Source organism: Polaromonas sp. (assembly GCF_013817205.1).
GTDB lineage: Bacteria > Pseudomonadota > Gammaproteobacteria > Burkholderiales > Burkholderiaceae_C > Polaromonas.
The window spans coordinates 78,040-89,852 of sequence record NZ_JACDDD010000005.1; the positions used below are offsets into that span (position 1 = coordinate 78,040).

The 11,813-nt window shown below is 59.9% G+C and carries 8 protein-coding genes and 2 rRNA genes; 3 read left to right on the plus strand and 7 right to left on the minus strand.

Annotated elements, in window-relative coordinates; all coding sequences use genetic code 11:
- Nucleotides 1-188 precede the first annotated feature (188 nt).
- The 5 genes from H0W47_RS02330 to H0W47_RS02350 form a co-directional block, all read right to left on the minus strand.
- On the minus strand, nucleotides 189-3,200 hold the full coding sequence (locus H0W47_RS02330; protein ID WP_296920122.1) for a hybrid sensor histidine kinase/response regulator: 3,012 nt from the start codon (nucleotides 3,198-3,200) through the stop codon (nucleotides 189-191).
- Between the two features lie 43 nt (nucleotides 3,201-3,243).
- A complete protein-coding gene (locus H0W47_RS02335) occupies nucleotides 3,244-4,365 on the minus strand; it encodes a response regulator (RefSeq protein WP_296920125.1) in 1,122 nt (373 codons plus the stop codon).
- Between the two features lie 106 nt (nucleotides 4,366-4,471).
- The gene (locus H0W47_RS02340; protein WP_296920127.1) at nucleotides 4,472-5,419 is read right to left on the minus strand and encodes an alpha/beta fold hydrolase; all 948 of its coding nucleotides are present in this window, start codon (nucleotides 5,417-5,419) and stop codon (nucleotides 4,472-4,474) included.
- Nucleotides 5,403-7,028 (minus strand): GMC family oxidoreductase, encoded by a 1,626-nt coding sequence (locus H0W47_RS02345; protein ID WP_296920132.1) that lies wholly within the window; start codon nucleotides 7,026-7,028, stop codon nucleotides 5,403-5,405. The genes H0W47_RS02340 and H0W47_RS02345 overlap by 17 nt, the downstream gene beginning before the upstream one ends.
- Nucleotides 7,029-7,046: 18 nt before the next feature.
- On the minus strand, nucleotides 7,047-7,553 hold the full coding sequence (locus tag H0W47_RS02350) for a hypothetical protein (protein WP_296920134.1): 507 nt from the start codon (nucleotides 7,551-7,553) through the stop codon (nucleotides 7,047-7,049).
- 101 nt (nucleotides 7,554-7,654) lie between these two features.
- On the opposite strand from H0W47_RS02350, the gene H0W47_RS02355 reads away from it, so the two are divergent.
- From H0W47_RS02355 to H0W47_RS02365, 3 genes are read left to right on the plus strand one after another with little or no spacing between them, the layout of a single operon-like run.
- Entirely contained in the window at nucleotides 7,655-8,356 is a 702-nt protein-coding gene (locus tag H0W47_RS02355; RefSeq protein ID WP_367265079.1) for a hypothetical protein, read from the plus strand.
- Between the two features lie 59 nt (nucleotides 8,357-8,415).
- A complete protein-coding gene (locus H0W47_RS02360) occupies nucleotides 8,416-10,101 on the plus strand; it encodes an AMP-binding protein (protein ID WP_296920140.1) in 1,686 nt (561 codons plus the stop codon).
- A 12-nt stretch (nucleotides 10,102-10,113) separates the two neighbouring features.
- Nucleotides 10,114-11,034: an MBL fold metallo-hydrolase gene (locus H0W47_RS02365; RefSeq protein WP_296920143.1), complete on the plus strand. Its 921-nt coding sequence runs from the start codon at nucleotides 10,114-10,116 to the stop codon at nucleotides 11,032-11,034.
- A 168-nt stretch (nucleotides 11,035-11,202) separates the two neighbouring features.
- Here H0W47_RS02365 and rrf read toward each other — a convergent pair.
- Together rrf and H0W47_RS02375 are read right to left on the minus strand one after the other, a co-directional pair.
- A 5S ribosomal RNA gene (gene rrf, locus H0W47_RS02370) occupies nucleotides 11,203-11,315 on the minus strand.
- A gap of 145 nt (nucleotides 11,316-11,460) precedes the next feature.
- Nucleotides 11,461-11,813: ribosomal RNA gene (locus H0W47_RS02375) — 23S ribosomal RNA — on the minus strand; the annotation flags it as partial.

Genomic DNA, 11,813 nt, shown 5'->3' on the forward strand with positions numbered 1-11,813 from the left:
TTTCACACTTCACACTTCACACTTCACACTTCACACTTCACACTTCACACTTCACACTTCACACTTCACGATTCGAGAAGAGGGGGATTAGCTTGACCAAGCTCAAGCTAGTGTGAGCCCACTGCTTGTTTGTCTGGAGCGGGTTGGGCTGTTGTATTGCCACAAGGGAGCGGGCAGGCAGCGGGGAATTAAACCCAAGTGTTCAACACGGCGCGCGTTTGCGTCCAGTAGCTCTGCAACCTCTCGAATTGCTGGTTCGCGTTGGCAGGTACACCGCCGGTCTTGGCCGCCAGTTCGAGCTCAGCGCATACCGTCTGCATGGCAACGGCGCCGACGTTGCCCGTGGCGCCGATCAGCGCATGGGTCGCCCATGCCAGAGCCACCGGATCCGCAGCACGAATGCTCTGCTCGATGGCATCGAGCCTCTGGGAGGCATCGGCGACGAACAGCCCGATGACCTCGCGGGTCATGGTCAGATGCTCATCGTCGAACTCCTTGAACTGGGCCAGCCGCTCCAGATCCATCAATTTCACTTCGGGCACAGGGACCGCGCTGGCTTTGCTCGCCAGCGCAGGGCTTGGAGATAATGCGTCAGCCACCCGATCCCGCGCAGGCGACCGTTTTTCAGGCTTGCCCGAACCGCCGGCCGCCACCGTCATCATGGGCAACCAGCGTTCCAGCGCCTGTACCAGCGCTGCCACATGCAGCGGCTTGGTCAGGTAGTCGTCCATGCCGGCAGCGGCACAACGGGCCCGGTCTTCGGGGGACGCGGCAGCGGTCAGGGCGATGATGGGCGGCGCCTTGCTGCCCATCATGGTCTGGATCTGCTGCGTGGCCTGAAAGCCGTTCATGCGGGGCATGTTGACGTCCATCAGCACTGCGCCAAATCGCCAGCCCGCCCCATGGGCCCGCGCCATCGCCTGCACGGCCTCCCGGCCATCCAGCGCAGTCTCGGTCTGGTAGCCCAGCCTGGCCAGCATGGCACAAGCAACCTTGAGATTGACGGCGTTGTCGTCAACCACGAGCAAGGTCAGGTTTTTTGCGCCGACCAGTGCGTTGCCCGTCGTTGCATCAACGACACCCGACAACACCGGCAACTCGGCCAAAGGCGCCTGAATGGTGAACCAGAAGGTGGAACCCCTCCCGGGCTCGCTGTCAACGCCGATGTCTCCCCCCATCAGCTCGACAAGACGCTTGCAGATGGCCAGCCCCAATCCGGTCCCCCCGTATTTGCGTGTTGTGGACGTATCGACCTGGGTGAATGCCTGGAAGAGTGAGCCAATGCGGTCAGGGGGTATGCCAATGCCCGAATCCGTAACGCGGAACTCAAGCAGGGCGAATTGCGCTTCATTTGCGCAGGGCAGCCGCCGGACACTCACGGCCACCTCACCTTTTTCGGTGAATTTGACGGCGTTGTTGATCAGGTTGACCAGCACCTGCCGGATACGCGTGATATCCCCGGCAATGGCAGCCGGCAGCGCCAGCGCGCCGGGGCCCGATAGCTCAGGCACATCCACGATCAGTTCCAGATTTTTTTCCCTGGCCCGCGGGGCGGCAATGTCGCAGACTTCTTCAATGGCGCTCAAGGGGCTCAGGGGTTCGGCCTCCAGGTCCAATTTGCCGGACTCGATGTTCGAGAAGTCCAGGATGTCGTTGATGACCGCCAGCAACTGATCGCTCGACAAACGGATGGTCTGAAGGTAGTCACTTTGTTCATCATCCAGGGCGGTCTCGGCCAGCAGGCTACTCATGCCCACCACCCCATTGAGCGGGGTGCGGATTTCATGGCTCATGGTTGCCAGAAACGAGGCCTTGGCCCGGGCCGCCTGCAAGGCCTCTTCGCGGGAGGCCAGTAACTCCTCTGTGCGCTTTGCGACACGCCGCTTCAGCATCTCGTTGGCCTCTTCAATGGCGCGGGTTTTGGTTTGCACCTCCGCCCTGTAGGTCTGTAGCTGCTCCGCGCTGTCATGCAGCATCTGCGAAAGTTCCATCACCTCCTGCAGATGGGTACGCCGGTCTATCCTGGGCACCTCGCCACGGCCTAGCTGCCTGGCTGCCATACTGAGGCGGTAAAGCCGACGACCGATGCGATTCGCCACGTACAGGGCGGCCAGGGCGCCCAGAAAAACCAGCCCGCCAATCAAGCCCAGGGACAGTTTCCACGCCTTGTCCATCGGTGCCGTGAAGTCGCTCTCGGGCGCGGCCACCACCAGCGTCCAGCGCAAGCCCAGCGACCCGCCAAAGGGGCGTTGGACCAGCATCAGGGTGTCTCCCCGCATGGGCAGCCTCTGCAGGGCCGTGCTGCTGGCGACCGAATCCTCGCGCTCGCGGGCGCGCTCTTTTTGCAGTGCGGCGAAACTCTCCCGAATGACCGGGTTGGCGCTTTGCTGCGGACTGCGCCGGACCGGACCCCCCTGCGCATCCTCGAACAAGGCATCGCCTGCCGATCCGGCGACCAGCAGGCCGGCTTCGTCCACAATAAATGCAGCGCCCCGGGCGCTGATGCTTTGTGTCTGCAACAGGCGGGAGAGTTGCTGCAGGTAAAGATCCGCACCAAACACACCGGCCGCACCTTCATCGCTGTCATAGACAGGCTGTGACAGCGTGACCATCAGTTGGGGCTTGCCTGGAACCACCTGGATGGGGGAAAAAACACGCCCCTTGGCAAGCAGGGCGCCCTGGTACCAGTTGCGGGTGCGCGGCTCGAACCCTGGCTGGGCCGGTGGCACGGGCCGGCTCCTGTCTCCAGGCCGCCGGGCGGCAAAGGCCTGCAAGGCGGCATCGCCCGAATTGCGCAACAACACCGTTGCACCGCTGTCGGTATTGTCGACCGAAAAATACTCGCCACGACTGTTGCCGAAATACAGACGTGGCGCATCTGGAGACAGTCGGGTCAAGGTAAACGCCATGGGCTCGAAAGCCGCGCCCTGGCGCAACCAGTCGCGCGCCTGTTCGGTTTGCGCCGTATTGAGGCGCTCCGGGAACAGGCCATTGAGAACGTTGTGAGCCTGTCCCAGATGGGCTTCGGTGCCGGCCTGGATTTTTGCGGCGACATTGACGAGAATCCCTCCCGCCAGATCCTCCACTGCCTGGGCGCTGCTGCGCGCCATCAGCCACGCGACCAGCGCCGCAGGCACGAGTGCGAACAGCAGAAGACTCACGACGAGGACGCGGCGCAGCGAGAGCGTTCTTTGGCGCATGTGGCGGGCCTGATGACTTCGCTTCGTCGGTCTGGGGCAGCGCTCAGCTCTGCAGAGTCAGACCCAATAATTCCGCCGCGTCGAGCGCCGCAGTGCGGCCCGGCAGCGAGATGAGCGCCCGCCCACCGATGCTCACCGCGCCGGTGACGCCTCGCAACATGGCCACGCTGGCCGCGATCTGCCAGCCGGCCTTGTGGGCCTGCTTTTGCAGTTGCAGCGTGGCACTGACCGTGTCGCCTACGGGCAGTACATGCTGGCCTCCGCGCAGTGGATCCTCAAGCTTGGCCAGCGCGACGGGGCCGCTGTTCAAGGCCACACTGACGTCGAAACGCGGGAGCTCCTGGTCAGGGAAACGGCTGTTAAGAAATTTCTGGACGCGCCGGGCTGAATCAAGCAGCCCCAGGGCAGCACGCGCGGCACGCAGGCCGTGGTTGACGGAGGAGGTGTCCGTGCTGTCCACAAACACCACCAGCAGACCTTCACCGACAAACTGCATGTGGCGTGCACCGAACAAATGCACGGTGTCACCGGCGTTGTTATAAAACTGGCGCACCACATCGCTCAGGTCTGAGCTGGACAGCTTCTCGGCGAGTGCAGCATAGTTGAGCACATCTACAAACAGCACGGTGGCATTGGAAAACTTTTCATCCTCTGTCGTCGCATCGGCCGCTGGCCACTTGTCGCTCAGTTCAGAGGCAAGTTTTTGTTCGTACAAGTGTGAGAGATGATGCTTCTGATCCTCCAGCGCGGCCTGCACCGCAGCCTCTACCGCCATGGTCTGCAGCGCCGCCTGCACCTGGCGCTTGTTGAGCTGGGCTGCGGCGGCCTCACGCAATTCGCCGGGCCTGAATGGTTTGGTGATGTAGTCGTCCGCGCCGCTGGTCATGCCGATACGCATGTGCGCGCGCTCCTGAAGCGAGGTCAGCAACACCACGGGGATGGCCATGATGGCAGGGTCTGCCCGCAAGGCCTGCAGCATGGCAAAACCGTCCATCAACGGCATCTGAACGTCGCTGATCACAAGATCCGGTTTGTTCTGCTTGACCAGCGCCAAGCCAGACATGCCATTGTCTGCCGATAGGACTTCGTACCCATCTTTCCTGAGCACCGAAGCGACCAGCGTGCGCGTCGCGGCATCGTCTTCCATCAACACAATCAAGGGCATTGTTCTTCCGGGCGGGTGGGCTCACAAGGAGATACCCCCCCAGCATACACAATTTGTTACCAGCGCAGTATGAAGACTCGGAAGAGTTACAGCCTTGGGTAATTTTTCACAAATCGCCGCCCGTCATCGCCAGCGTGGCTCTCATGACCTCTGGCACGAAAGCAAGTTGCACATGAGCAACACCCTGCATCAGTCGATTATCCGCGCCGGGCAAGGTCGCCGTTGAGCTGGGAAACACTATGTTGTCGCAATTCGAGTACCAACAGGTAAAAAGTGAGTGGCGGTGAACCGGCATGTCCTGATCCAGCAATTGATGCCATTGACCGCTCAGCTGCATTTGCCGGCCATTGGCGCCACGGCTGAAGCGGGCGAGCCAAGTGCCGCGGTGCGGCGTGCCCAAGGTCACGACGTGGTGGACACGGTCCTCTGACTTCAGGGCCTGCAGCCAGGCACGCGCGGCCAATCCGCCCATGCTGTGGCAAACCAGCAAGGGCGGCAGCCCGGTGGCCTGCGTGACCCGGGCGACTGCGGCGTCGATGATCGGCACGTAGTCATCAATGGAGGAAAAAACAGGCTCCAGATTGACGGCGATGTACGCGTGGCCGCTGCCCTGGAGCTTCTCAAGCCATGGCGCCCAAAAGCCGCGGTTGCAGAAAAATCCGTGAATGAACACAACGCCGCGCCGCCCCGGTACGGCTGACCGCAGCGCCGACTCGTCGGGAAATGCCCGCGAGCGAAACGGCTGGCGCCAGCAAAACACCCGGGGCGCCACCAGCGTTTCGCCTAGCCAGGCCGCCGCCAGTTGGGCCCAGGTGGGCTGGGGTGCCGGATCGCGTCGGTTGACGAACCGCAGCAGGAAAAATTCGACGGCCAGAAAGCCCGAATAGCCCAGCACCAGTAGCAGCCCGCCAGACACCGCCAGTACCACGGAGGTTTCCCAGAACAACAACAGCCATGCGGCCGCAGCGACAAGCAGCGAAATGGTGATCAGCTGCTGCAGGCGCGCCAGCGTGCCTGGTGTGCGTCCAGCAGCAGTTTCAGGCCAGAGCGACATCGCGCCCGGTCAGCTTTTTGACCAGCCCTTGCGCCAGACGGTTAACGGCGCCGTAGATCGACAACTGCGGATTGGCGCCTATGCTGGTCGGGAAAATGGAGCCGTCGTGAATCGACAGGTTACCGAGTTGCCAGTGGATACCGTCAGGACGGGTAACGCCGCGCTTTTCATGGCCGGCCAGGCTACAGCCGCCCATGACGTGTGCGCTGACGATCTTGGTGAGCAGCGGTTTCATGGGCAGCGCATGGATCGCATCCCGGGCCTGCGCCCACGACGTATAAGGCTGAGCCATCTCGTGCAAAGGAAAGACCTGTCGCGCGCCGGCGGCAAACTGGATTTCCGCCATCGACAGCAGGGCACGGCGCGCACCGTCCATCACATAGTCGGTCAGCGGATAGTCGAGTACGGCCGATCCGTCGCCACGCAGCTTGACCTGACCGCCACGCGACTGCGCATGGAACCCGTCGCGCAACAATGCCAGCAAGGTGTGGTTGTGAGGGAAGGTCTTGAGCAGATCCCCCTGGCTTTGACCCATGCCGGGAACAGTGGACGCGAAAATCACCGGGTGCAGGGGCGGCGCTTCAAGTTTGTAGCCCATCGGTCCGTCAATCGCCTGTGTGTCCAGGAAGTGGTCGGTGTAAATCGTCTGTGGGGCGCCGCTCCAGGCCTCTACTTTCTGCGAAAACACTGACGAACTCATCACCACCGGATGCAGAAAGGTCCGGGCGCCCAGAACGCCGTGCGGGTCGGGGGCACCCGAGCGCAGCAGCACGGCCGGCGAGTTGATGGCGCCGCCGGCCAGTACATAGTGTTTCGCTATGATTTTTGTAGCTACTACCCCGCGTCCAGCGGGGGCCAGAGCCCCATTTGGCATCACACTTTGGCAAACCATGGCGGTGACCTTGCCATTGGCCAGTTCAAAGCGCTCCACCCGCGTTTCACTCAGCAGCCGCGCGCCCAGGTCGAGCGCGGCAGGGATGGTCGTGACCAGCATCGATTGTTTGGCATTGGTCGGACAGCCCAGCCCACACGAGCCCAGATTCCAGCAGCCTGTCACGTTGCGCGAAATCGCGGCCGCCTGGATATTCAGCCTGGCCGCGCCGCGCCGCAGCAGCTCATTGTTTTCGTTCGGTGGCGTCAACCAGGGCAGGATGTTCAGGCGCTTTTCAGCCTGCGCAAAATAGGGCGCGAGGCCATCAACGCTGTAATCTGGCAGGTCAAAATGGTCCTGCCAGAATTGGAGCGTAGCCGCCGGGGTTCTAAAGGAACTGGTCCAGTTGACGGTGGTGGAACCACCGACACAGCGCCCCTGCAGGATGTTGATCGCTTTGTCCTCGGTCTTGCGTGCTGCACTTTCCTGATACAGCTGCGGATAGGCTTCGGACTCCTTCTGCTTGAAGTCGCTACTGCTTTTCAGCGGCCCTTCCTCGACCATCACCACATTCAGGCCGGCCCGGGCCAGAAGTTCGGCGGTGATGCCTGCGCCGGCACCCGTACCGACGATGGCAACATCGCAGACGATTTTCTCCGGCGCCGGCCCTCTGGCGCCTCCGAGGACTTTCCAGCCGCGCCGGAGTCCGTCGCGTATCGGGTCTTGCAGTTGACTCATGCGGCCTTCAATGATTGATCAAATGGCCAGCGGGCCGGGGTAGCCAAGCTGCGGCCAGGTCGATGCGTCCGTGAAATAGGCCGCGGCAGCGATGTCATGCAGCGCCGCATAGGCCTGCTGCCGCAACGCCAGGGTGGAAAGCCGCATGCCCTGCAGCGCCTGCTGGATTTCGGTCTCCGAAGCCACCGGCCAGGCCTGGTTCAATCCGGCCAGCAGGTGCCGCCCCGGCACGCTGGCCAGCAAAGACAAGAGCTGGGACAGTTCGTCCTGGGCGTGTGGCGGCAGCGCCAGCGTCAGCGCGTCGATGCGCTCCAGCAGACCATCCAGCGCCACCTGTCTGGCAGCTTCACTGGACGGCAGGCCTCCCTGCAGCACTGCGCGCGCCACAGCCCGAAACACCTCGCGCCCGGCCTCGGCAAGCCTGCCATCGCGCAAGCCGGAGTGCAACAGCGCCGCCGCGCCGCCGCCCAGGGCGAGCGCCGCCGCCGAGGCTACGCCTAGCTTGAACAGGGTCCTTCTCTTCATCGATCAAGTTTCGCATGGGCTCACTGCATTTCTATAGAGCACCACACCTAGATAAACTCCGTGTTTATATGGACCCTGCTGCATCCCGCATTCGTCAAGCCATGCAGGCTGTTTCTCTGCTGCGGCTTGGTCGTGCGAGCCAGCCTGCGGTGGAACAGGCTTGTCTTGAAATCAAGCGATTTCAGGCGCTACGCTTCAGGGCGACATACCCCGACCTGCTGCACAACCCACGTTATGGGGGCGCCGCCAGCTTTTTTCTGCGGGAGCTGTATGGAGAGCAGGACTATGCGCAACGTGACCGGCAGTTTGCCCGCATTGCCAACACCATTGCCCGGCTTTTCCCGCAAGCCGTGGTCGAAACGGCAGCTTCACTGGCTGAGGTGCATGCGCTGACGGAACAACTTGATGACAGCATGGCCCGCCAATGGCTGGCCGCCAGCGGGCCCACAGTGCAGGGCCGCTACATCCAGTGTTGGCGCATGGTGGGCGACCGATCCGCCCGCTTTCGGCAACTAAAAGAAGTGTTGCATCTGGGGCGCGAACTGGACCGGCTGACACGCAGGCGGGGCCTGCGCAGCCTGTTAAGAATGATGCGAGCGCCTGCTGCTGCTGCCGGACTGAGTTCACTGCAAGGTTTTCTGGAGGCAGGTTTTGATTGTTTCTCGGGAATGAAAGGCGCTTCCGAATTTTTGGGCCTGATTGAGTCACGTGAGTCAGGCTGGATCAATGCGCTGTTCGACGATGACGCTGTCACCTGCGAGACGAAATTGCATGAACTTCTTGCCGGCCCATCGCCGAATTAGGGACAAGCCCCATACGCTTGCACCCGCCGTGCTTTCACAATGGAACACAAGGAGTTTTCATGGACAAGTTTTGGCTCAAAAGTTATCCCGAGGGGGTTCCCCATACCGTTGATCCCGATCAATTCCGCTCGTTGACCCAGTTGCTGGAGGACTCCTTCAAAAAGAATGCAACGCGGCCGTTTTCAGTCTGCATGGATCGCTGGATGTCGTATGGGGAACTCGACGAATTCTCCTGCGCAATGGGCGTTTGGCTGCAGGCCCAGGGACTTGAGCCCGGCGCACGTGTGGCCATCATGCTACCCAACATTCCGCAGTTTGCAGTCACCATGGCCGGCATACTTCGCGCGGGCTACACCTGCGTCAACGTCAATCCGCTCTATACCGCCCGCGAGCTGGAGCACCAGCTTAAGGACTCGGGTGCTACGACCATCGTCATCCTCGAAAATTTCGCCATCACGCTGGAAGAGGTGATTGACCGGACACCCATTAAACATGTGGTGATCGCGTCAATGGGGGATTTGCTGGGCTTCTGGTACGGACGATGGATCACCTTTGCGGTACGTCACCTGGCGAAAATGGTGCCCGCCTACAAATTGCCGCTGGCCAATGGCCGCACCGTCACGCCCTTCAAGCTGGTCATGGCGGAGGGAATGGGCAAAGCGCTCAAACCATCCCAGACCAGTCTCGATTCCGTCGCCTTTTTGCAGTACACCGGCGGGACCACCGGTTTGTCCAAAGGCGCGGTGCTGACCCATAGAAACATCGTCGCAGCAGTCCTTCAGGCTGAGGCCTGGTTCACCCCGGCCTTGCGGCGAATCGGCGAAGTGAGCAAAACGAATGGCATCGCTGCTTTGCCGCTCTATCACATCTTCGCTCTGACGCTGTGTCTGCTGGCGATTCGCTGGGGCTCCCACCTCACGCTGATTCCGAACCCGCGCGATTTCGGCCAGTTCATTGAAGTTCTGAAGAAACACCCGTTCCATATGCTGCCGGCTGTGAACACCCTCTTTAATGCCTTGTTGCAGCACCCGCAGATCAAATCGGTTGATTTTTCCAGCCTTTGCGTCTCACAAGCTGGCGGCATGGCGGCGTCTGAGGGAACTGCTAAACACTGGCTCGAAGTCACCGGCAGCCCAATGATCGAAGGCTGGGGCATGAGTGAAACTTGCGCCATCGGTACCAACAATCCTGTGCTCAACCGCGAATTCACTGGCACCATCGGCCTGCCGCTGCCGGGAATTGACATCGCCATCAAGGACGATGACGGCAGATCACTCGCTCCTGGCGAATCCGGAGAGATCTGCATCAAGGGCCCGCAGGTCATGACGGGCTATTACCAGCAGCCCGAGGAGAACCATAAGGCGTTTACCGCAGATGGTTTCATGCGCACCGGTGACATCGGGATCATGGATGAAAACGGCTACACAAAAATTGTGGACCGCAAGAAGGACATGATCATCGTGTCGGGCTTCAACGTTTTTCCCAACGAGCTGGAAAATGTGATTTCACTGTGCCCCGGCGTGGTGGAATGTGCGGCGATCGGCATCGCCGATGACAAACAGGGCGAGGCGATCAAGGTTTTTGTCGTCAAGAACGATCCGGCACTAACGGAAGAAGCTGTTGGCGAGTATTGCCGCCAGAATCTCACCGGATACAAGCGCCCAAAATACATCGAGTTTCGCGATGATCTGCCCAAGACCAATGTGGGAAAGATTTTAAGACGTGAACTGCGCGCAGCGGCTTGACGGCCGGCTTGCATGACTGAGACGAAATTGCCACCGGGGGTTTTGGTTTTCGAGCGGGGATGGTTGTCGTCCAACAACATTCTCTTTTTGGGAGCCGACTCAAGCGCGCTGGTGGACAGTGGATACGGAACGCATGCGGCGCAGACGGTGGCACTTGTCGAAACCGGCTTGAAGGGGCGCAGACTGGACTGTCTTCTCAATACCCATCTGCATAGTGATCACTGCGGCGGAAACGCTGCGCTTCAGGCGGCCTACCCGGATTTACAGACATGGATACCTCCTGGACAAGAACATTTTGTCTCCGCCTGGGATCCTGTCGCCCTGAGCTACGAGCCAACTGGGCAATTTTGTCCCCGGTTTGGATTTACTGATTTATTGAAGCCGGGTAGTGAAGTCCGGCTGGCAGACATATCCTGGGAAATTCATGCGGCTCCAGGCCATGATCCGCATTCGGTGATCCTTTTTGAACCTGCGTCACGTACCCTGATTTCGGCCGATGCCCTGTGGGAGAGTGGCTTCGGTGTGGTGTTTCCGGAGCTTGATGGTGAGGATGCCTTCGGAGAAGTCGCAGCAACTCTGGATCTGGTCGAGCGTTTGAATCCGCGCGTGATCATTCCTGGGCATGGCCCGATATTCGGGTACCGTTCCGAGGTGCTCGCATTCGCGCGTCGAAGATTGGCATCTTTCGTCGCCAATCCCGGTCGCCATGCAAATCATGCGGCCAAAGTGTTACTGAAGTTCAAGCTGCTTGAACGTCAGAAACTGAAATTTTCTGATTTTTCAGCCTGGGCTCGTCGCACCAGTCATTTCGAACACATGCGAAAGAGCTTTTTCCCATCGACAACATTCGAGAGTTGGATCGAACAGCTCACCGAGGAACTTGTGCGTTCGGCAGCAGCGCGCCGGGATGGTGACCTGATATTCAACAACTGATTGACTCTGCGTCGAGGCTCGGTCCGGTGAGCGTCGTCAGATCCGCCCGAGAAAAGTTGCGAACGAGCGAAGGATCGAATGAGGCAGGCACTGGACGTTGTTCATCTTCGTTCGCCCAAAAGAAAACGCCCAGTTGATTGAATCAACTGGGCGTTTCTTGCTGTAAGAGCCTGACGATGTCCTACTTTCACACGGGAATCCGCACTATCATCGGCGCTAAGTCGTTTCACGGTCCTGTTCGGGATGGGAAGGAGTGGTACCAACTTGCTATGGTCATCAGGCATAACTTTTTGATCGATTGTCACAACGACAACCCATCGAATTTATAGAGAAAATCAGCTTTTATTTAATGTCTTGCACTCTTGCGAGTGCAGTATTTTGAATGCGTCACTTTGGCATAACAACCTTGAATCTAATCAAAGTTATAGGGTCAAGTCGCACGAGCAATTAGTATCAGTTAGCTTAACGCATTACTGCGCTTCCACACCTGACCTATCAACGTCCTGGTCTTGAACGACTCTTTAGGGGGCTCAAGGCCCCGGCAGATCTCATCTTGAAACGAGTTTCCCGCTTAGATGCTTTCAGCGGTTATCTCTTCCGAACTTAGCTACCCGGCAATGCCACTGGCGTGACAACCGGTACACCAGAGGTTCGTCCACTCCGGTCCTCTCGTACTAGGAGCAGGCTTCCTCAAATCTGCAGCGCCCACGGAAGATAGGGACCAAACTGTCTCACGACGTTTTAAACCCAGCTCACGTACCTCTTTAAATGGCGAACAG